This is a genomic window from Burkholderia sp. MSHR3999, from assembly GCF_000833595.1.
GTDB lineage: Bacteria > Pseudomonadota > Gammaproteobacteria > Burkholderiales > Burkholderiaceae > Burkholderia > Burkholderia ubonensis.
The window spans coordinates 1,151,149-1,171,000 of record NZ_JRFO01000006.1; the positions used below are offsets into that span (position 1 = coordinate 1,151,149).

The window sequence follows — 19,852 nt, forward strand, 5'->3', positions numbered from 1 at the left end:
GACATGCTTCAATGGAACGGTCGGCACAGTTTCGAATCTGAATCTTCGAGATCGCGCAGGCCATTCACACATCAGGCCGGCAATCCAGATCGGCATACCTGAACGACATCGCCGCCGAATGGCGGAGCAGGCTGTTCCCATGTCCTGCCGTCGCGCACAACAATCACATTTCGGGGCAATACCCAGCCGGCGCGCATCTCGACGTTGACGCTTGACCCCGTGTCGCTGGCGGTTGCTTCCAAAGGAGAAGTCACCACGATGAAGTCGGCGTTCTCATTCCTGCCCAATTGGCCGCTCGCGCCGGATGCCGTGTTCTGGGCCGGGCTCGCGCTGTTCGCCGCCGGCCTGTGCGGCGAGCTCTGCTATCGCGCGTGGCGGCTGCCGCGCATCACCGGCTATGCGGTGATCGGCCTCGTCGCCGGCTCGTTCGGTTTCGGCGTGATCGACGCCAGCACCGACGAAACGTCGCGCTTGCTGATCGACGTCGCGCTCGGCCTGCTGCTGTTCGAGCTCGGCAGCCGGCTCGACTTGCGCTGGATCCGCCGCAACCCGTGGCTGATCGCGTCGAGCCTCGCCGAAGCCACGCTCACGTTCGTGCTCGTGCTGTTCGTGCTGCTCGCGCTCGGCGTGTCGGGCATGGTCGCGCTGGTGCTGTCGGCGATCGCGGTCGCGACGTCGCCGTCGATGGTGATCCAGCTGAAGACCGAGCTGCGCGCGGAAGGGCAGGTGTCGCAGCGCCTGATCACGCTGACCGCGCTCAACAGCGTCTATGCAGTCGTGCTGACCAAGCTCGTGACGAGCTGGCTGCACCAGGAGGCGTACGGCAACGTGTTCGCGACGATCCTGCAGCCGGTCTACCTGCTGGTCGGCTCGTTCATCGTCGCGTACGTCGTCGCGCGCGCGTGCAATTACCTGTTCCGCCACATGTCCGCGACGATGCGCAGCGAGCATTCGTTCGTCGCGCTGTTCGGGCTCGTGATGATCGCGATCGCGGTCGCGCAGGCGCTGAAGCTGTCGACGCTGCTCACGCTGCTGCTCGCCGGCATCATCGTGAAGAACCTCGAGGCGCGTCCGCAGCTCTGGCCCGAACACTTCGGCACCGCCGGCTGGCTGCTGACGGTCGTCCTGTTCGTGCTGACGCTGACGTCGTTCACGTGGGGCGACATCGCGCTCGGCGGGCTGTTCGCCATCGCGCTGATCGTGACGCGGCTGGCCGCGAAACTGGCCGGCGTCGTCGCGTTCGCGAAGCCGAGCGGCATCGGGATGAAGCAGGGCGTCGCGCTCGGCATCGCGCTGTCGCCGATGTCCGCGCTCGCCTACCTGCTCGTCGACGATACCTACCAGCTGTACCCGAATTTCGATCCGCACCTGCGCGCGATCGTGATGTGCTCGATCGTCGTGCTGCAGCTGGTCGGCCCGTTCCTCGTCTACCGCTGCCTGTCGGCGGTCGGCGAACGCAGCGACAGCAACTGATTTACGGGAACTGCCATGTCACTCGAAACCTTCGTCAATTCCGAGCCGTTCACGTTCGGCATCGAACTGGAAATCCAGGTCGTCAACACGCACAACTACGATCTGACGAAAGCGGCGTCCGACCTGATGCGGCTGATCCAGGGCGAAACCTTCCCGGGCAACATCACGCCGGAAATCACCGAGAGCATGATCGAGCTGTCGACCGGCATCTGCCACACGCACGAGCAGGCGGTCGGCGAGCTGCGTGCGATTCGCGACGTGCTCGTCAAGGCGGCCGACCAGCTCAACGTCGGGCTGTGCGGCGGCGGCACGCATGCGTTCCAGCAGTGGAGCGATCGGCAGATCTACGACGCGCCGCGCTTCCAGTACATCTCCGAGCTGTACGGCTACCTGGCGAAACAGTTCACCGTGTTCGGCCAGCACGTGCACATCGGCTGCCCGGACCCGGACAGCGCGCTGTTCCTGCTGCACTCGATGTCGCGCTTCATTCCGCATTTCATTGCGCTGTCGGCGTCGTCGCCGTTCGTGCAGAACGTCGACACCGGCTTCCAGTCCGCGCGCCTGAACTCGGTGTTCGCGTTCCCGCTGTCCGGCCGCGCGCCGTTCGTGCTGACCTGGAACGGCTTCGAGGAGTACTTCACGAAGATGGTGAACACCGGCGTCGTCAATTCGATGAAGGATTTCTACTGGGACATCCGGCCGAAGCCCGGCTACGGCACGATCGAGGTGCGCGTGATGGACACGCCGCTGTCGGTCGACCGCGCGGCGGCGATCGCGTGCTACATCCAGACGCTCGCGCGCTACCTGCTGACCGACCGGCCGCTGACGCTGTCCGAGGACGACTATCTCGTCTACACGTTCAACCGCTTCGAGGCGTGCCGGTTCGGCCTCGAAGGCACCTGCGTGAATCCCCAGACCGGCGAGCGGCGCACGATCGCCGAGGACATCCTCGACACGCTCGACCGGATTGCTCCGCATGCCGCGGCACTCGGCTCGCGCGCGGCGCTGGACGAGATCGGCGCGCTCGCGCAAGCGCGCGTGAACGACGCGTCGTGGCTGCGCACGGTCTACAAGCAGGAAAAATCGCTGAATGAGACCGTCCGCCAGCAGTGCTTACGTTGGCGCGAATGAAAAAATGTTTTGCTGATTGCGGGCTCGACCGCAAAGCAATTCGCTGAGCGAAGGTTGAAGGAGCGCTGAGGGGCGGTTGACGCAGGTCAATGGCGAAATCGTTTGCAGGTTTCCTCCAAATCTGTGGATAACCCGATATTCCTCTGCAAAGTCAACGGCCTGCCGAACGGATAACCCGGTGGATGGCAAGCCGGTGGCGGCTTGCCGGGCGACGCGGGAAAATGCTCGGCGGTCCGGCGGCGGCGATTGGAGAAAATCCGCGCACACCGTTTTCCGGTCTTATTCAGCCGTTATCCACAGATTGAAGGGGATAACTTAGCTGTGCGATTTTCCGCTCTCGCTTAGAATGTCGGCTTTGCGGACGCCGGAACGACGTGTGTCTCACCGGTTGCCGCGATGGCGGCCGCCGTGTGTGCCTCGCGACGGCCGTGTCGGGTGCGTGCGGTTTCGCGCACCTCTTCTGAGACAGAGATTCGATCTCCACACTACGGCTGCCCGGGATGACGGGCGGCGGCAAAGCGAAAAGACTATGAGCGAAGGCGTTTACGGGAATCAGGCTGCGGGTCGTGTCACCCACAGTCTGCTGCGATTGAGTACGGCCATGCGGAGCCAGGCATGGGATTGGGCGGAAGGCGCCGGCCTCACGCCGACGCAGGGCGAGATCCTCGTGCTGCTGCTGCAACGCAAGGGCCCGATGCGGCTCGGCGAGATCGCGCGCGAGACGCAGCTCACCGCGGCGACGACCAGCGATGCGGTCAGCACGCTCGAGACCAAGGGGCTGGTCGAAAAGCGCCGCGCGCTGGACGACGGCCGCGCGCTCGCGGTGCGGCTCTCCGCCCGCGGCCGCACCGCGGCGAAGAAGGCGCTGCAGTGGCCCGAGTTCCTGACCAAGGCGGTCGGCACGCTCGGCGCGGACGAGCAGGGCGCGCTGTACCGTGCGCTGCTGAAGACGCTGCGCGAGCTGCAGGTGGCCGGCGCGACGCCGCCGCACCGGATGTGCGTGACGTGCGCGCACTTCCAGCCGTCGAAGGCGTCGAAGAAGGCTGCCGCGGCGCACTACTGCGCGGCGCTCGACCTGACGCTCGCCGACAGCGACCTGCGCCTCGATTGTTCGGTACACGAAGAAGGTGACGCGGCGACGCAAAAGAAGATCTGGAAGATTTTCGCGGCCTGACGTCCGTCGATCGACCGGGAGGCCGATGATGAACGCTGAAGTCGTGGCGATCCGCCACGTGCATTTCGAGGACCTCGGGAGTTTCGAGCAAGTGCTCGGCGAACGGGGGAGGCGGGTGCGTTACGTCGACGTCGGATCATCCCGGGTCGAGGTGCTCGACGTGCTCGAGCCAGCGCTCTTCGTCGTGCTCGGCGGGCCGGTCAGCGTGTACGACGACGCGCAGTATCCGACGAACGCGCCGCTCGCGGCGCTCGTCAAGCAGCGCATCGACGCGGGCCTGCCGATCCTCGGCATCTGCCTCGGCGCGCAGTTCATCGCGCGCGCGCTCGGTGCGCGCGTCTATCCGGCCGCGCGCAAGGAGCTCGGCTGGACGCCGCTCACGCTCTCCGACGCGGGCCGTGCGTCCGCGTTGCGTCATCTCGACGGCGCGGCGACGTCGATGCTGCACTGGCACGGCGATACCTTCGACCTGCCGGGCGGCGCGATCCATCTCGCGTCGACGCCCGCGTGCCGCCATCAGGCGTTCGCATGGGGGCAGCACGTGCTTGCGCTGCAATGCCATCCGGAAATCCGCGCCGATCGCTTCGAACCCTGGCTGATCGGCAACGCCGGCGAAATTGCCGCGACGCCGGGCATCGACGCGCGCCGGCTGCGCGCCGACACCGCGCAACACGGCCCCGCGCTCGAAACGGCCGCGCGCCGCATGTTCGCGGAATGGCTCGACAGCGTCGGGATTTGACGCCCGCATCGGCTGAACCTGGGTCCTACCTGGGCGGCCCCACCTGGGCTGCCCCACCTAGGCGGCCCCACCTGACCAATCGCTTACCGTCGAACCCGCGTCCTGCACGCAACGGACACGCGTGCTACGCTCAGCCGCTGTTTCCCTTTCCGAGCGAGCGTCACTCATGACTGCGCTGTTTTCACCGTTCACGCTGCGCGGCGTGACCCTTCCGAACCGGATCGTCGTTTCGCCGATGTGCCAGTACTCCGCCGAGCGCGGCGAGGCAACCGACTGGCACATGATTCATCTCGGCCACCTCGCGCTGTCGGGCGCGGGCCTGCTCTGCATCGAGGCGACCGCGGTCGAGCCGGACGGGCGCATCACGCACCACGACCTCGGCCTCTGGGACGACGCGACCGAAGCCGCGCTGAAGCCCGTGCTGGCGGCGATCCGCAAGCATGCGCCGATCCGCGTCGCGATGCAGTTGTCGCATGCGGGCCGCAAGGCGTCGAGCCAGGCGCCGTGGGAAGGCGGCCAGCTGATTCCGGTCGCCGACGGCGGCTGGCTGCCGCATGCGCCGTCCGCCGTGCCGCACAAGGATGGCGAGACGCCGCCGCTTGCGCTCGACACCGCGGGCCTGAACCGGATCCGCGACGCGTTCGCGGCGGCCGCGAAGCGCGCGGCGCGGCTCGGCATCGACGCGATCGAGGCGCATGCGGCGCACGGCTATCTGCTGCACCAGTTCCTGTCGCCGCTCGCGAACCGGCGCACCGACGAATACGGCGGCTCGCGCGAGAACCGGATGCGCTTTCCGCTCGAGATCTTCGAGATCGTGCGCGCGGCGTTTCCGGAGGACCGGCCGGTCGGCGTGCGCGTGTCCGCGACCGACTGGGTCGAGGGCGGCTGGGAGCTCGAAGACACGATCGCGTTCGCGCACGAGCTGAAGCGCCGTGGCTGCGACTGGATCGACGTGTCGTCGGGCGGCGTGTCGCCGCTGCAGAAGATTCCGCTGTCGCCGGGCTACCAGGTGCCGTTCGCGCAGGCGGTGAAGCGCGCGGTCGGCATGCCGACGATCGCGGTCGGCCTGATCAACGAGCCGGCGCACGCGAACCGGCTGATCGACGCGGGCGACGCCGACTTCGTCGCGATGGCGCGTGCGATGCTGTACGACCCGCGCTGGCCGTGGCACGCGGCCGCCGAGCTCGGCGCGCAGGTGACGGCGCCGCCGCAGTACTGGCGTTCGCAGCCGCGCGAGCACAAGGCGCTGTTCGGCGACATTGCGTTCGGTCAGCGTTGAACGCCGCGTTCGCGGTTGAATGTTGCAATCCCGACCGTGTAGGATGCGGGTGATTCGCCGCATGCCCTGACGCGGCGCCGATCGGCGCCGCGTTTTCATTTGGCGGGCCTGCGGCGGCCCTTTCCTTTTCAAGTCGACTTCACAAGGATTCGTTCGATGAGTTCACGCAGGATCGCGGTGCGCCGCTCGGGAGTACACGGCAGGGGCGTGTTCGCCGTGGCGCCGATCAAGGCCGGCGAGCGCGTTGTGGAATACAAGGGCGAGCGAATTTCGTGGAAGGAAGCGCTGCGCCGCCATCCGCACGATCCGAACGAGCCGAATCATACGTTCTACTTCGCGCTCGAAGAGGGCGGGGTGATCGACGGCAAGGTCGACGGCAACAGCGCGCGCTGGATCAATCATTCCTGCGCGCCGAACTGCGAAGCCGAGGAGCTCGACGGCCGCGTCTACATCCATGCGCTGCGCGACATCGAGCCGGAAGAGGAGCTGTTCTACGACTACGGCCTCGTGATCGACGCGAAGCTGACGAAGAAGCTCAAGCGCGAATACGCATGCCATTGCGGCGCCCAGTCGTGCCGCGGCACGCTGCTCGCGACGTCCGACACGGGTGCGGACGCGAAGAAGAAAAAGAAGAAGAAGGACGACGCGAAGCCGAAGGACAAGAAAAAGAAGAAGTAAGCGATGGCGCGCGTGGTCTTGCCCACGCGCCAGACGAGCCGGCGAACATGCATTGCCGGCTCCGTCCTCGATGCTCAGTGCATCTGCGCCGTGGCCGGCGCGGCGTCGCTCGCCGGCTGCGCCGCGTGCGCGGCGAGCGGCACCTTCACCACGAACCGCGAGCCGCCTTCCGGCGCGTCCGCATACGACACGCTGCCGCCATGCATCGCGATGATGTCGTGCACGATCGCGAGGCCGAGGCCCGCACCCGTCTCGACACCGCTGCCGCTTTGCGCATCCCCGCGGAAGAACCGCTTGAACAGGTCCGCCTGCTGGTTCGCGGGCACGCCGGGGCCGTTGTCCTCGACGACGATCTCGGCCGCCGGCGTGCCGGCGTCGAGCATCGCGCGCCCGACGTTCACCGTGATCCGCGCGCCGTGCGGCCGCGCGAGCGGCACGTACTTCAGCGCGTTGTCGAGCAGGTTCGCGATCACCTCGCGCAGCAGCACCGGGTTGCCGCGCACGAGCAGCGTCTGGTCGTCGTCACGCGGCTCGTCGCTGCGCTGGAAGCCGAGGTCGACGTGCGCGGCGAGCGCGCGCGGCACCCATTCGGCGCCGGTCTCGAACGCCATCGCGGCAAGGTCGACGTCGACGAAGCGCGCGGCCTGTTCGCCCGGTTCCGCGCGCGCGAGCGACAGCAGCTGGTTCGACAGCCGCACCGCGCGATCGGCGGCCGCGCGCAGCTCGCGCACCGCGGTGAAGGTCTGCTGCGGATCGCGCGCGATGGCGGCCTGTTCCGCATGCAGCTTCACCGCGGTGAGCGGCGTGCGCAACTGGTGCGCGGCGTCGGCGATGAACTTGCGCTGCGCGTCGAGCGCGGTCTTCAGGCGCCCTAGCAGCGCGTTCATCGCGCTCGTCAGCGGCCGGATCTCGAGCGGCACGTCGGTTTCGTCGACCGGCTCCAGCGACGTATGGGTCTGCCGGTTCAGCGAATCGGCGAGATGCGTGAGCGGGCCGAGCTGCTGGTTGACGACCCGCCACACGATGCCCCAGCCGGCGAGCAACAGCAGCAGCAGCGGCATCATGATCGCGACGAGGAATTCGGCCGCGATCCGGTAGCGGTGCCGCACCGGCTGCGCGACCTCCACGACCATCGGCTTGCCGCCGTCGACTTCCTCGACGCGCACCTGCGCGACCCGCACCGCGCGGTTGTCGTATTCGGCCTCGAACACGTACGCGTAATGCATGCGCCGCACGTTGGTGCCCTGCAGCGGCAGCTTCGGATCGCCGGCGAGTTCCTGCTCGCCGTCGCTGATCCGGTAGATCAGCGCTTCGGCCGGATCGGAGAACATCGCCTGCGCGAGCGGCGGCACCGTGAACGGCGCGTCGGGGCCGGCAATCTGGATCTGTTTCGAGATGGCGGTCGCGAGATCCGCGAGCGAGCGGTCGATCACGTGCTGCGTGTATTGCCACGCGAGCCAGTACGCAATCAGGCCGCTCATCAGCGCGAGCATCGACAGCGGCGCGGCGAGGCGCCGCAGCAATGAGCGGCGCAGGCTGGTCACAGCCGGATCAGAAGACATTTCGAGAATGAAATGGATGAACGCCGCTCACGGGGAGCGGCGCGGGCGCAGGCCGGTCGGCGGGACGGGCAGGGGGCGGCGGTGCAAGCGGGTGCCGGGCGGCTGGTGTGAACGTCCGGTGCCGGACGCCCGTCACCGGAAACCGGCCGGCGCTTGGCCGTCGCCTCGCTCAAACGCTCGCCGTCTGGCGGATTTCCTGCAGCAGGTAGCCGAAGCCGCGCACCGTGACGATCTCGACCCGGCACTGCTCGAGTTTCTTGCGCACGCGGTGCACGTAGACTTCGATCGCGGTGTCGCCGAGATCGCCGCCGAAGTGCGTCAGGTGGTCCTGCAGCTGGGCCTTGCTGACGACGCGGCCGTGGCGCAGCAGCAGCATTTCGAGCACCGCGAATTCGCGCGGCGACAGCTCGAGCGGCTTGTCGTCGTTGAAGATGCGGCGATCGACGCCCGACAGGCGGACGCCGCCGAGCGACACTTCCGGACGCGGCATGTCGCTGTGCGGGCCGCTGCGGCGCATCACCGCGCGGATCCGCGCTTCCAGCTCGGCCGGCTCGAACGGTTTGAGCATGTAGTCGTCGGCGCCCGAGTTCAGGCCCTGGATCCGGTCGTTCAGCTCGTCGCGCGCGGTCAGCACGATCACGGGCGTATGACGGTTGGTCTGGCGGAAACGGGTCAGGAGCGTCATCCCGTCGATGCCGGGCAAGCCGAGGTCGAGGATCACGAGTTCGTGGCGGTTCTGCGCGAGCGCCTGCTCGGCAAAGATGCCGTCGTGCACCATGTCGACGGTGAAGCCAGCCTGTTCGAGGCTGCTCTGGATACCGCGTGCGATGGGGCGGTCGTCTTCGATCAGAAGGAGTCGCATGAAGTTCGCTCAAGTACAATGGGTTGGCGGTTCAGGCACGCGGACAGCACGACGCCGTTTCCACAGGGGCGCCGCGAGCCAGACGTCAAGCAGGCGGCCAGCGAACGAATCAATCCAACAACCATGTCCGATATTTCGATCCACGACCTCGAAGCCGCGATCAATTTCTGGCGCGCCCGCTCGCCGTCGAGCGGCGACGAACTCAAACTCTGCGAAGAGGCTAGCGCGCTCTCCAAGCCGTATGCGCTGCTGATTGTACAGCGGCAAAGCGCCATACAACTGGAAGGTTTGGACCCCAAGGCGCGGAAAGCATGGGACGCTTACGTGCGCCTTAAGGATGGCTTGGAAAGCTGAAGGCTTTCGCTCACTACATCGTAGAAAACGTTCATCGAAATGAAAAGTTGACGCGCCGCGCGCCCGAATGGCGCGCGGCGGGAAGACGTCAGGCGGCGGGCTTCGCGTGCGCGCCGGCCTGGTCGATGAAGTGGGCGAGCGCGATGTCGCGTTCGGTCAGGCCGTCCGCGTCGTGGGTCGACAGCGTGACGTCGACGCGGTTGTAGACGTTGAACCATTCCGGATGATGGTTCATTTCCTGCGCCTTGATCGCGACGCGCGTCATGAAGCCGAAGGCCTCGTTGAAATCGGCGAAGCGCAGGCTGCGCTGGATCGCGTCCCGGCCCGGCACGGCCGTCCAGTGCGGCAGGCGCTCGAGTTGGGTCTTGCGTTCTTCTGATGTGAGTTTGTGGATCATCGTGCACCTCGTTCGGTAACGGCGGGCTGCGCGTAACGTCCGTCGCGCGCAGCACTGCCGGCACCGATCATTCTTCCATAGTTGCGTGACAGGTGTAGGCGGCGCACATGACGGTTCGCGTCATGCGTGCGCGTCGTTCGGCCGGCCCGCGCCGGTGCCGCGATGCAGCACGCGGTCGGTGTCGAGCACCGCGCCGGCCGGGTGTTCGGGCAGGCCGGCGAGCCGGTCGGCGAGCGCGCGGCCGTCGACGTGCGCGAGCGCGAACAGCTGCGCGAAGTCGTCGATCACGAAGTAGGTCTGCTGGAACGTGTCGATCCGGTATTGCGTGCGCATCACGCGCTCGAGGTCGAAGCCGAGCCGGTTCGGCGCCGCGCTTTCCAGGCTGTACAGGCTTTCGCCCTTGCTCGACACGATCCCCGCGCCGTAGATCGATAGCCCGTTCGTGCCGCGCGGGTCGCGGATCAGCCCGAACTCGACGGTGTACCAGTAAAGGCGCGCGAGCCGCGCGAGTGCGTGCGGATCGTCGGCGACCGCGAGCGCGATGCGCCCGTACGCCTGCATGTAGTCGGCGAACACCGGGTCGATCAAGAGCGGCACGTGGCCGAACAGGTCGTGAAAGCAGTCCGGTTCCTGCAGGTAGTCGAGCTGGTCCGGGCGGCGCATCCACCAGGTCACCGGAAAGCGGCGGTTCGCCAGATGCTCGAAGAACACGCGGTCGGGCACGAGCCCCGGCACCGCGACGATCTCCCAGCCGGTCGCCGGCTTCAGCTGGCGGTTGACCGCGGCGAACGACGGCACGCGGTCGGCCGGCAGGTCGATTTTCGCGAGACCGGACACGAACGCGTCGCACGCACGTCCCTGCAGCAGCACGGTCTGGCGTGCATAGAGCTGGCTCCACACCGCGTGGTCGACCTGGCCGTAGCGTTCGAGCGGCTGGTCGATGGTGAAATCGGCGCGGGTTTCGAGGCCCGCGTCGAACTGCTCCTGCAGTTTCGCGGTGACGACGGTGGACATGTTCGGCTCTGCACGTTGCGGTTGGGATGCATGCAAGTGTAGAGCGGCATCCACGCGGGATGGGCGCAAAGTTGGTGTGAATTTGCCTGATGATGCGATAATCGCGCATCAAAATGCAAAATCACGCGGAGAAACTTCATGTTGGAACTCGATCACTTCGATCTGGCGCTGCTGGACGTGCTGCAGCGCTTCGGGCGGGCCACGCATCAGCAGCTCGGCGAGGAGGTGCCGCTGTCGCCGTCGCAGATCGGCCGGCGCCTGCAGCGGCTCGAAGCCGCGGGCGTGATCGAAGGCTACCGCGTGATGCTGCGCCCGGAGAAGCTCGGGCTCGGCGTCACCGCGTTCACGAGCCTGAAGCTCAAGCATCACGGCGATTCGATCATCGAGCAGTTCCAGCAGCAGATCGACGTGCTGCCCGAGGTGCTCGAATGCCACGCGGTGGTCGGCGACGCGGACTACCTGCTGCGGATCGTCGCGCCGGACCTGAACGCGCTGTCGCAGTTCGTGATGAAGAAGCTGATGCGGGTACCGGGCGTCGACAGCGTGCGCTCGCACATCGTGCTGACGACGTTCAAGCGCAACGGGCCGCTGCCGCTCGCGCACCTGGAGCCGGGCGCCGCGTGAGCGCGCGGCCGGGGAGGGTGAAGCGGGTTCAGGCGGCCGTTTCCGGCGCGCCGGCGTTCAGCAGGTCCACATATGCGACCGCGACGAGATCGTCGTGCGACACGCCGAGCTTCGCGAATACGTCGTGCGCTTCGGCTTCGCCGCCCGCTTCGTCGTCGTCCGGCGCGAGCACGACTTCCAGCTCGATGAAGTCGCCGAGGCCGTCGACGCGGTCGAGGTGAATGCGGGTGCGGCCCGCCAGGTACACGTGCCGCTCCTTCGTGACGATGCCGCGCGTCGTCAGCGCGGTCGCGAGCAGCGCATGCATCGCGTCCGGGTTCGTCACCGGGCTGCGCGTGTAGTACGACGCCTTCGGGCCGTCGCGGTCGTCGCGCTGGTAGAAGATCAGCTCGGCGGGCGTGCCGTCCTCGAAGCGGCGCAGCTTCAGCCGGCCGCGCGGCACGTCGTAGAAGAAATCCTGCTGGCGATAGAACAGCGGCGCTTCGGTGGCGAGCGCCGCCGCGCGTTCGCGCAGCTGGTCGAATTCACGGGCGCGGGCTTTGATCTCGATGTTGCGGGCCATGCGGGTCTCCTTCGATCGACAAGGGTTCGCGAATGCGAACGCACAATCTAGCAAAAAGCGGGCGACGGCGACGTGACGCGGAGCGTCGCGGGATCATCAGCGGCGCTCATATCAGACGCGCGACGCGCGCGGCCGGCGGGCGGTGCGGGGCCGCGTAGTTGTCCACCGGCGCGCGTTCGTCACAAGGGTGAGCCCGGACACATTGGATCTCGCACCGCAGCAATGCGCAGGCGACGGTGGATAACGCGTCGCGCCCGTCTCGCGCGCTTACCCGGCCCACTGCGCTTCGATCAGCCGCAGCGCCGCCGCGATCGCCGGCTCGTCGCGCCGCGCGGCGAGCGTCACGAACGTCAGCTCGGTCGGCACCGTCACGCGCTCGACGATCGTCAGCGCGTGCGCATGCGCTTCGGCCAGCGCGGTCGAGTCGCGCGCGAGCGTGAGCCCGATTCCCGACTTGACGAGATCCAGCATCGACTGCTCCTGGTCGACCTCGGCGACCTTCACCGGCTGCGCGCGCGCATCCGCGAACCGGCGCGACAGCAGCCGGTGATGCGCGGACTGCGGCGGCGTCCAGATCCACGGCAGCGCGGCGAGCGCGCGCCAGTCCTGCGCACGCTGCACGCGCTCCTTCCAGCCGGCCGGCGCGAGCACCCGATACTGGAAATGCGTGAGCGTGACGGTATGGAACAGCGCGCCGTCGCGCGGATCGTCCTCGCCGGGCTGGCCGATGTAATAGCCGACGTCGAGCGCCTGCGCGCGCACCTGCTCGAGCACCCAGCCCGACATCCCGTGGCGCAGCGCGGTCTCGATCTGCGGATGGGTCTCGACGAGCGCGCGCAGGAAGCCGCCCAGGCGCAGGAATTCCGGATCGAGGATCGTGCCGATCCGCAGCCGGCCGCGCACCTCGTGGCGCAGCGCGGCGGCCGCGCGCTGCACGTCGGCGGCAGCCGCGAGCGCGCGTTCCGCGTGCGGCAGCAGCGTCTGGCCGTCGCGCGTGAGCGCGAGCCCGCGCGACGTGCGCGTGAACAGCACGACGCCGAGCGTCTCCTGCAGATGCTTGACCTGCAGGCTGACGGCCGGCTGCGTGAGGTGCAACTGCTCGGCGGCGCGCGTCAGGTTGCCTTCGCGGGCCACCGCGGCGAAGGCGCGGAGCAGGGTGAGGTCCATCGTCGTGATCGATCCTGATATAAGCGCGGCTTATGACGCAATTGAGCATAACTCATTGGATCGGCGGCGGGCGGCGGCGGTACGCTTCATCGGCCACGTCATCCGACGTATCCCACCCAACGAGCGAGACCTGGAGAGAGAGATGAGCGAGACCGAACTGCGCCCCCGCCTGCTGACCCACTTCATCGGCGGCCGAGCGGTCGACGGCGCGAGCGACCGCTACGGCGACGTGTTCGACCCGGCGCTCGGCGAGGTTGCCGCGCGCGTGCCGCTCGCGAGCGCGGCCGAAGTCGACGCGGCGGTCGCGGCCGCGCAAGCCGCGTTCCCGGCCTGGAGCGAGACGGCGCCGATCAAGCGCGCAAGGGTGATGTTCCGTTTCAAGGAACTGCTCGACCGCCACCACGACGAGCTGGCCGAGCTGATCACGCGCGAGCACGGCAAGGTGTTCTCGGACGCGAAGGGCGAGGTGATGCGCGGCATCGAGGTCGTCGAGTTCGCGTGCGGGATCCCGAACCTGCTGAAGACCGATTTCACCGACCAGATCGGCGGCGGCATCGACAACTGGAACCTGCGGCAGCCGCTCGGCGTCGTCGCGGGCGTGACGCCGTTCAATTTCCCGATGATGGTGCCGTGCTGGATGTTCCCGGTCGCGCTCGCATGCGGCAACACGTTCGTGCTGAAGCCGTCCGAGCGCGATCCGTCGGCGTCGCTGCGGCTCGCCGAGCTGCTGAAGGAGGCCGGGCTGCCGGACGGCGTGTTCAACGTCGTGCACGGCGACAAGACCGCCGTCGACGCGCTGATCGCGCACCCGGACGTCGCCGCGCTGTCGTTCGTCGGCTCGACGCCGATCGCCGAAACCATCTACACGGAAGGCACGAAGCGCGGCAAGCGCGTGCAGGCGCTCGGCGGCGCGAAGAACCATCTCGTCGTGATGCCGGACGCCGATCTCGACCAGGCCGTCGACGCGCTGATCGGCGCTGCCTACGGCTCGGCCGGCGAACGCTGCATGGCGATCTCGGTGGCGGTCGCGGTGGGCGACGTCGGCGACGCGCTGGTCGAGCGCCTCGTGCCGCGCGTGAAGGCGCTGAAGATCACGAACGGGATGGACCCGGCCGCGGAAATGGGGCCGCTCGTCACCGACGCGCATCGCGCGAAGGTCGCCGGCTACATCGACGCGGGCGTGGCCGCCGGCGCGAAGCTCGTCGTCGACGGCCGCGATCACGTCGTGCCGGGCCACGAGAACGGCTTCTTCCTCGGCGGCACGCTGTTCGACCGCGTGACGACCGACATGTCGATCTACCGCGAGGAGATCTTCGGGCCGGTGCTCGCGATCGTGCGCGTGCCGGATTTCGCGAGCGCGGTGCAACTGATCAACGCGCACGAGTTCGCGAACGGCGTGTCGTGCTTCACGTCCGACGGCGGCATTGCGCGCGCGTTCTCGCGGCAGATCCAGGTCGGCATGGTCGGCATCAACGTGCCGATTCCGGTGCCGATGGCGTGGCATTCGTTCGGCGGCTGGAAGCGCTCGCTGTTCGGCGATCACCACGCGTACGGCGAGGAAGGCGTTCGGTTCTATACGCGCTACAAGAGCATCATGCAGCGCTGGCCGGACAGCATCGCGAAGGGCGCGGAATTCACGATGCCGGTCGCGAAGTAGGCGGCGGGCAATCGGGGCGGATCGGGCGGCGGCCGCCCGAAGCACTATGCTGGAAATATCGCGCGATGCCGAAATCGCGCGGCGCACAACAAACGAGCTTTGCATGGGACCCGCGTAAGCGCTAAGGCGCTAACGCGGGTCGACCGCGAAGCATGGGACCAGCGTAAGTGCTAAAGCACTAACGCTGGTCGACAGGGGACAGGCTGTGAACACTGAACGGACGCTCGAGGGTGAATTCGATTACGTGATCGTCGGCGCGGGCACCGCGGGCTGCGTGCTCGCGAACCGTCTGACCGACGATCCGGACGTCAGCGTGCTGCTGCTCGAAGCCGGCGGCAAGGACGACTATCCGTGGATCCATATCCCGGTCGGCTACCTGTATTGCATCGGCAATCCGCGCACCGACTGGCTCTACAAGACGCAGCCGGAAGCGGGGCTGAACGGCCGCGCGCTGTCGTATCCGCGCGGCCGCGTGCTCGGCGGCTCGTCGTCGATCAACGGGATGATCTACATGCGCGGCCAGCGCGAGGACTACGACGGCTGGGCGCGCGACACGGGCGACGCGGGCTGGTCGTGGGACAGCGTGCTGCCGATCTTCAAGCGTAGCGAGGATCATCACGCGGGCGCGAGCGACGTGCACGGCGCGGGCGGCTGCTGGCGCGTCGAGAAACAGCGGCTGCGCTGGGAAATCCTCGAATCGTTCGCGCACGCGGCGCAGGAAACCGGCATTCCCGCGACCGACGATTTCAACGGCGGCGACAACACCGGCGTCGGCTATTTCGAGGTGAACCAGAAGCGCGGCGTGCGCTGGAGCGCGTCGAAGGCGTTCCTGCGCCCGGCGATGTCGCGGCCGAACCTGACCGTGATCACCGGCGCGCACGCGCAGCGCGTGATCTTCGACGGGCGGCGCGCGACCGGCGTCGAATATCGCGGCGGGGATACGAATTTCGTCGCCCGTGCGCGCGCCGAAGTGCTGTTGACGTCGGGCGCCGTCAATTCGCCGCAACTGCTCGAACTGTCCGGCATCGGCGACGGCCGGCGGCTGCAGGCGCTCGGCATCGACGTCGTGCAGGACCTGCGCGGCGTCGGCGAAAACCTGCAGGATCACCTGCAGCTGCGGATGGCGTTTCGCGTCGAGGGCGTGCGCACGCTCAACACGCTGGCCGCGCACTGGTGGGGCAAGCTCGCGATCGGCGCCGAATATGCGCTGCTGCAGCGCGGGCCGATGTCGATGGCGCCGTCGCAGCTCGGCGCGTTCGCGAAATCCGATCCGGACGACCCGACGCTCACGCGGCCCGATCTCGAATATCACGTGCAGCCGCTGTCGCTCGAGCGCTTCGGCGAGCCGCTGCACAGCTTCAATGCGTTCACCGCATCGGTCTGCCACCTGCGGCCGACGTCGCGCGGCAGCATCCACGTCGCGAGCGCCGATCCGGGCGCGGCGCCCGCGATCGCGCCGAACTATCTGTCGACCGACTACGATCGCCACGTTGCCGCGAACGCGCTGCGGCTGACGCGCCGGATCGCGTCCGCGCCGGCGCTCGCGCGATACCGCCCCGAAGAAATCCTGCCGGGCCCGCGCTACCGGACCGAAGAGGAACTGATCGAAGCGGCCGGCGCAGTCGGCACGACGATCTTCCATCCGGTCGGCACCTGCCGGATGGGGCGCGCGGACGACGACGGCGCCGTGGTCGACAGCCGGCTGCGGGTGCGCGGCGTTGCCGGGCTGCGGGTGGTCGACGCGTCGGTGATGCCGTCCATCACGTCGGGCAACACCAACTCGCCGACGCTGATGATCGCGGAGCGCGCGAGCGACATGATCCGCGCGGACCGGCGCGCATCGCGCGACGCGGCGCTGGTGGGGCGCGATGCGGCCGTATCTGCCGCGTGACTGCCAGCTAGTTCGCGATGCATATCAAGCCGGCGCCCGCCGATTATTTCGGTTAGGAAAATATTCGCTGTTATGCCGCGCGTGAGCGTGACGGATTGTTGTTGCGCAATCGCGCGCAAATCGAATGCGACTTTCGGCGCAAGCCCGTGCGCACGCGGCCGCGCAGCCGCGTGCGCACGCGTGGCGCAATCGGCATGCCGGCCAAAAATATTCCGTAAAACGCCGTTGCGATCCGTCCGATATGGCGGCCAGCCCTATAAGTGCAAATCCCGATGAATGCACTGCACCAACGGCGCGACAATGTTGCGCAGTGTGAATACGCGTCGGCGCGGGAGACCACCCACGAGACGTGACGCAAAGCTCGGGGGCAGCCTGATCATCCGCTGACATGTTTGCGGCCGTTTGCGCGAACCCTCCCGGTGCTTCGCCCGATTTCGTACGGAAGGGAACATGATTCTCGGCGACACGATTCTCGAAACACGCGGACTGACGAAGGAATTCAAGGGCTTCACCGCCGTGAACGGCGTCAATCTGCGCGTGCGCCGCGGGTCGATCCACGCATTGATCGGACCGAACGGCGCGGGCAAGACCACTTGCTTCAACCTCCTGACCAAATTCCTGACGCCGACGGCCGGCCAGATCGTCTTCAACGGCATCGACATCACCGACGAGCGTCCCGCGCAGGTCGCGCGGCGCGGCATCATCCGTTCGTTCCAGATTTCCGCGGTGTTTCCGCACCTGAGCGCGCTGCACAACGTGCGGCTCGGCCTGCAGCGCTCGCTCGGCACCGAATTCCATTTCTGGCGCAGCGAGCGCTCGCTGAAGGCGCTCGACGATCGCGCGATGGACCTGCTCACGCAGGTCGGCCTCACCGATTTCGCGCACGTGCCGACCGTCGAGCTCGCCTATGGCCGCAAGCGCGCGCTCGAGATCGCGACGACGCTCGCGATGGAGCCGGAGCTGATGCTGCTCGACGAGCCCACGCAAGGGATGGGCCACGAAGACGTCGACCGCGTGACCGCGCTGATCAAGAAGGTTGCGAGCGGGCGCACGATCCTGATGGTCGAGCACAACATGAACGTGATCGCGGGCATCTCCGACACGATCACCGTCCTGCAGCGCGGCGAGGTGCTCGCCGAGGGCTCGTATGCGGAGGTGTCGAAGAATCCGCTCGTCATCGAGGCATACATGGGCAGCGCCGATGCAGCGCTCGCGGGGGCGCACGCATGAAGCGCAGCGAACGGGAGGAACGCGAATTGAGCGGCGTCGAAAGCGGCACGCCTGCGCTGGAGATCTCGGGCCTCGAAGCCTGGTACGGGGAATCGCACATCTTGCACGGCGTCGACCTCGCCGTGCACCGCGGCGAGGTCGTGACGCTGCTCGGCCGCAACGGCGCGGGCCGCACCACGACGCTGCGCGCGATCATGGGCCTGACGGGCCGCCGCAGCGGCTCGATCAAGGTCGCCGGCCACGAGACGATCGGCCTTGCGACGCACCGGATCGCGCATTACGGCGTCGGCTATTGCCCGGAGGAGCGCGGCATCTTCTCGAGCCTGTCGTGCGAGGAGAACCTGATGCTGCCGCCGCCGATCGGGCCGCGCGAGCACGCGATGTCGCTCGACGACATCTACGCGATGTTCCCGAACCTCGCATCGCGCCGGCAGAGCCAGGGCACGCGGCTGTCCGGCGGCGAGCAGCAGATGCTCGCGGTTGCGCGGATCCTGCGCACCGGCGCGAACCTGCTGCTGCTCGACGAGATTTCCGAGGGCCTCGCGCCGGTAATCGTGCAGACGCTCGCGAAGATGATCGTCGCGCTGAAGGCGCGCGGCTACACGATCGTGATGGTCGAACAGAATTTCCGCTTTGCCGCGCCGCTCGCCGACCGGTTCTACGTGATGGAGCACGGCCGGATCGTCGAGCATTTCGGCGCGCGCGAACTCGCAAGCAAGATGCCGGTGCTGCACGACCTGCTCGGCGTCTGACGCCATCCGTTGCCCAGGCCGCTAGCCGGGCGGCCTTCGAACAACCACAACGCATCAGAAGAACAGGAGACGTCAATGAAAATGAAGACCCTCGCACGCGCCTGTCTCGCGCTCGCGGCCGCCGCGCTCAGCGCCGGCGCCGCGCAGGCCGCGGATACCGTGAAGATCGGTTTCATCACCGACATGTCGGGGCTTTATGCGGACATCGACGGGCAGGGCGGCCTCGAGGCGATCCGCATGGCGGTCGCGGACTTCGGCGGCAAGGTGCTCGGCAAGCCGATCGAGGTCGTGTACGCGGATCACCAGAACAAGGCGGACATCGCGGCGTCGAAGGCGCGCGAGTGGATGGACCGCGGCGGGCTCGACCTGCTCGTGGGCGGCACGAATTCGGGAACGGCGCTGTCGATGAACACCGTCGCGGCGGAGAAGAAGAAGGTCTACATCAACATCGGCGCGGGCGCGGACACGCTGACGAACGAGCAGTGCACGCCGTACACGGTGCACTACGCGTACGACACGATGGCGCTCGCGAAGGGCACCGGCTCGGCGGTGGTGAAGCAGGGCGGCAAGACGTGGTTCTTCCTGACCGCCGACTACGCGTTCGGCAAGGCGCTCGAGAAGAACACGTCGGACGTCGTGAAGGCGCACGGCGGGCAGGTGCTCGGCTACGTGCGGCATCCGCTGTCCGCGTCGGACTTCTCGTCGTTCCTGCTGCAGGCGCAGGCGTCGAAGGCGCAGATCCTCGGCCTCGCGAACGCGGGCGGCGACACGATCAACGCGATCAAGGCGGCGAAGGAGTTCGGCATCACGAAGACGATGAAGCTCGCCGCGCTGCTGATGTTCATCAACGACGTGCACAGCCTCGGCCTCGAGACGACCCAGGGGCTCGTGCTGACCGACAGCTGGTACTGGAACCGCGATGCGGCGTCGCGCCAGTGGGCGCAGCGCTACTTCGGCAAGATGAAGAAGATGCCGTCGAGCCTGCAGGCGGCCGACTATTCGTCGGTGACGACCTACCTGAAGGCGGTGCAGGCGGCCGGCACGACCGACTCCGACAAGGTGATGGCCGAGCTGAAGAAGGCGAAGATCAACGACTTCTACGCGAAGGGCTACATCCGCGCGGACGGCAGCATGATCCACGACATGTATCTGATGGAGGTGAAGAAGCCGTCCGAATCGAAGGAGCCGTGGGACTACTACAAGGTGCTCGCGACGATTCCGGGCGAACAGGCGTTCACGACCAAGCAGGAGACGCGCTGCGCGATGTGGAAGTAAGCGCGCGGCGGCGGGCGGGGCAGGGCGCCCC

General features: G+C 67.5%; 19 protein-coding genes. 13 read left to right on the plus strand and 6 right to left on the minus strand.

What is annotated here, in order from left to right:
* The first annotated feature begins 258 nt into the window (after positions 1-258).
* The 6 genes from KY49_RS22545 (at position 259) to KY49_RS22570 (ending at position 6,474) form a co-directional block, all read left to right on the plus strand.
* Positions 259-1,473 carry a cation:proton antiporter gene (locus KY49_RS22545; RefSeq protein WP_042586680.1) on the plus strand — a complete coding sequence of 405 codons (1,215 nt, stop codon included), beginning with the start codon at positions 259-261 and terminating at the stop codon, positions 1,471-1,473.
* A 15-nt stretch (positions 1,474-1,488) separates the two neighbouring features.
* Positions 1,489-2,604, plus strand: a complete 1,116-nt coding sequence (locus tag KY49_RS22550) for a YbdK family carboxylate-amine ligase (RefSeq protein ID WP_042586681.1) — start codon at positions 1,489-1,491, stop codon at positions 2,602-2,604.
* Positions 2,605-3,133: 529 nt separating this feature from the next.
* On the plus strand, positions 3,134-3,778 hold the full coding sequence (locus KY49_RS22555; RefSeq protein WP_042586682.1) for a MarR family winged helix-turn-helix transcriptional regulator: 645 nt from the start codon (positions 3,134-3,136) through the stop codon (positions 3,776-3,778).
* 28 nt (positions 3,779-3,806) lie between these two features.
* Positions 3,807-4,517: a glutamine amidotransferase gene (locus KY49_RS22560; RefSeq protein WP_042586925.1), complete on the plus strand. Its 711-nt coding sequence runs from the start codon at positions 3,807-3,809 to the stop codon at positions 4,515-4,517.
* Between the two features lie 166 nt (positions 4,518-4,683).
* Entirely contained in the window at positions 4,684-5,796 is a 1,113-nt protein-coding gene (locus KY49_RS22565; protein WP_042586683.1) for an NADH:flavin oxidoreductase/NADH oxidase, read from the plus strand.
* Between the two features lie 156 nt (positions 5,797-5,952).
* Positions 5,953-6,474 (plus strand): SET domain-containing protein, encoded by a 522-nt coding sequence (locus KY49_RS22570; RefSeq protein WP_042586684.1) that lies wholly within the window; start codon positions 5,953-5,955, stop codon positions 6,472-6,474.
* A gap of 74 nt (positions 6,475-6,548) precedes the next feature.
* On the opposite strand, the gene KY49_RS22575 is transcribed toward KY49_RS22570, so the two are convergent.
* On the minus strand, positions 6,549-8,036 hold the full coding sequence (locus KY49_RS22575; RefSeq protein ID WP_042586685.1) for a sensor histidine kinase: 1,488 nt from the start codon (positions 8,034-8,036) through the stop codon (positions 6,549-6,551).
* A 169-nt stretch (positions 8,037-8,205) separates the two neighbouring features.
* Positions 8,206-8,898 carry a response regulator gene (locus KY49_RS22580; protein WP_006401494.1) on the minus strand — a complete coding sequence of 231 codons (693 nt, stop codon included), beginning with the start codon at positions 8,896-8,898 and terminating at the stop codon, positions 8,206-8,208.
* 123 nt (positions 8,899-9,021) lie between these two features.
* Here KY49_RS22580 and KY49_RS22585 point away from each other — a divergent pair, with 123 nt between their 5' ends.
* Entirely contained in the window at positions 9,022-9,252 is a 231-nt protein-coding gene (locus tag KY49_RS22585) for a DUF3717 domain-containing protein (protein WP_042586686.1), read from the plus strand.
* 88 nt (positions 9,253-9,340) lie between these two features.
* Here KY49_RS22585 and KY49_RS22590 read toward each other — a convergent pair whose 3' ends face one another.
* On the minus strand, positions 9,341-9,649 hold the full coding sequence (locus tag KY49_RS22590; protein ID WP_042586687.1) for a 4a-hydroxytetrahydrobiopterin dehydratase: 309 nt from the start codon (positions 9,647-9,649) through the stop codon (positions 9,341-9,343).
* Positions 9,650-9,769: 120 nt separating this feature from the next.
* The gene (phhA, locus tag KY49_RS22595) at positions 9,770-10,663 is read right to left on the minus strand and encodes a phenylalanine 4-monooxygenase (protein WP_042586688.1); all 894 of its coding nucleotides are present in this window, start codon (positions 10,661-10,663) and stop codon (positions 9,770-9,772) included.
* Between the two features lie 138 nt (positions 10,664-10,801).
* On the opposite strand from phhA, the gene KY49_RS22600 reads away from it, so the two are divergent.
* Positions 10,802-11,287 (plus strand): Lrp/AsnC family transcriptional regulator, encoded by a 486-nt coding sequence (locus KY49_RS22600; RefSeq protein WP_042586689.1) that lies wholly within the window; start codon positions 10,802-10,804, stop codon positions 11,285-11,287.
* A 28-nt stretch (positions 11,288-11,315) separates the two neighbouring features.
* Here the strand turns inward: KY49_RS22600 and KY49_RS22605 are convergent, their stop codons facing one another.
* A complete protein-coding gene (locus KY49_RS22605) occupies positions 11,316-11,849 on the minus strand; it encodes a class IV adenylate cyclase (RefSeq protein ID WP_010093130.1) in 534 nt (177 codons plus the stop codon).
* 267 nt (positions 11,850-12,116) lie between these two features.
* Positions 12,117-13,016, minus strand: coding sequence for a LysR family transcriptional regulator (locus KY49_RS22610; protein WP_042586690.1), 900 nt, complete (start codon positions 13,014-13,016; stop codon positions 12,117-12,119).
* Between the two features lie 142 nt (positions 13,017-13,158).
* Here KY49_RS22610 and KY49_RS22615 point away from each other — a divergent pair, with 142 nt between their 5' ends.
* The 5 genes from KY49_RS22615 (at position 13,159) to KY49_RS22635 (ending at position 19,821) form a co-directional block, all read left to right on the plus strand.
* The gene (locus tag KY49_RS22615; RefSeq protein WP_042586691.1) at positions 13,159-14,673 is read left to right on the plus strand and encodes a CoA-acylating methylmalonate-semialdehyde dehydrogenase; all 1,515 of its coding nucleotides are present in this window, start codon (positions 13,159-13,161) and stop codon (positions 14,671-14,673) included.
* Between the two features lie 205 nt (positions 14,674-14,878).
* Complete coding sequence (locus tag KY49_RS22620; RefSeq protein WP_042586692.1) at positions 14,879-16,564, plus strand: GMC family oxidoreductase; 1,686 nt, start codon at positions 14,879-14,881, stop codon at positions 16,562-16,564.
* Between the two features lie 450 nt (positions 16,565-17,014).
* Positions 17,015-17,794: an ABC transporter ATP-binding protein gene (locus KY49_RS22625; RefSeq protein ID WP_010093126.1), complete on the plus strand. Its 780-nt coding sequence runs from the start codon at positions 17,015-17,017 to the stop codon at positions 17,792-17,794.
* On the plus strand, positions 17,791-18,546 hold the full coding sequence (locus KY49_RS22630) for an ABC transporter ATP-binding protein (protein WP_042586693.1): 756 nt from the start codon (positions 17,791-17,793) through the stop codon (positions 18,544-18,546). Before KY49_RS22625 ends, KY49_RS22630 begins: the two co-directional genes overlap by 4 nt.
* 75 nt (positions 18,547-18,621) lie before the next feature.
* Positions 18,622-19,821 (plus strand): ABC transporter substrate-binding protein, encoded by a 1,200-nt coding sequence (locus KY49_RS22635; protein ID WP_042586694.1) that lies wholly within the window; start codon positions 18,622-18,624, stop codon positions 19,819-19,821.
* The last annotated feature ends 31 nt before the right edge of the window (positions 19,822-19,852 follow it).

Excerpts from the sequence above, each read along its gene's own strand:
- KY49_RS22545 (WP_042586680.1), top strand. The coding sequence starts at position 259 with ATGAAGTCGGCGTTCTCATTCCTGCCCAATTGGCCGCTCGCGCCGGAT.
- KY49_RS22550 (WP_042586681.1), top strand. The coding sequence starts at position 1,489 with ATGTCACTCGAAACCTTCGTCAATTCCGAGCCGTTCACGTTCGGCATC.
- KY49_RS22555 (WP_042586682.1), top strand. The coding sequence starts at position 3,134 with ATGAGCGAAGGCGTTTACGGGAATCAGGCTGCGGGTCGTGTCACCCAC.
- KY49_RS22560 (WP_042586925.1), top strand. The coding sequence starts at position 3,807 with ATGAACGCTGAAGTCGTGGCGATCCGCCACGTGCATTTCGAGGACCTC.
- KY49_RS22565 (WP_042586683.1), top strand. The coding sequence starts at position 4,684 with ATGACTGCGCTGTTTTCACCGTTCACGCTGCGCGGCGTGACCCTTCCG.
- KY49_RS22570 (WP_042586684.1), top strand. The coding sequence starts at position 5,953 with ATGAGTTCACGCAGGATCGCGGTGCGCCGCTCGGGAGTACACGGCAGG.
- KY49_RS22575 (WP_042586685.1), bottom strand. The coding sequence starts at position 8,036 with ATGTCTTCTGATCCGGCTGTGACCAGCCTGCGCCGCTCATTGCTGCGG.
- KY49_RS22580 (WP_006401494.1), bottom strand. The coding sequence starts at position 8,898 with ATGCGACTCCTTCTGATCGAAGACGACCGCCCCATCGCACGCGGTATC.
- KY49_RS22585 (WP_042586686.1), top strand. The coding sequence starts at position 9,022 with ATGTCCGATATTTCGATCCACGACCTCGAAGCCGCGATCAATTTCTGG.
- KY49_RS22590 (WP_042586687.1), bottom strand. The coding sequence starts at position 9,649 with ATGATCCACAAACTCACATCAGAAGAACGCAAGACCCAACTCGAGCGC.
- phhA (WP_042586688.1), bottom strand. The coding sequence starts at position 10,663 with ATGTCCACCGTCGTCACCGCGAAACTGCAGGAGCAGTTCGACGCGGGC.
- KY49_RS22600 (WP_042586689.1), top strand. The coding sequence starts at position 10,802 with ATGTTGGAACTCGATCACTTCGATCTGGCGCTGCTGGACGTGCTGCAG.
- KY49_RS22605 (WP_010093130.1), bottom strand. The coding sequence starts at position 11,849 with ATGGCCCGCAACATCGAGATCAAAGCCCGCGCCCGTGAATTCGACCAG.
- KY49_RS22610 (WP_042586690.1), bottom strand. The coding sequence starts at position 13,016 with ATGGACCTCACCCTGCTCCGCGCCTTCGCCGCGGTGGCCCGCGAAGGC.
- KY49_RS22615 (WP_042586691.1), top strand. The coding sequence starts at position 13,159 with ATGAGCGAGACCGAACTGCGCCCCCGCCTGCTGACCCACTTCATCGGC.
- KY49_RS22625 (WP_010093126.1), top strand. The coding sequence starts at position 17,015 with ATGATTCTCGGCGACACGATTCTCGAAACACGCGGACTGACGAAGGAA.
- KY49_RS22630 (WP_042586693.1), top strand. The coding sequence starts at position 17,791 with ATGAAGCGCAGCGAACGGGAGGAACGCGAATTGAGCGGCGTCGAAAGC.
- KY49_RS22635 (WP_042586694.1), top strand. The coding sequence starts at position 18,622 with ATGAAAATGAAGACCCTCGCACGCGCCTGTCTCGCGCTCGCGGCCGCC.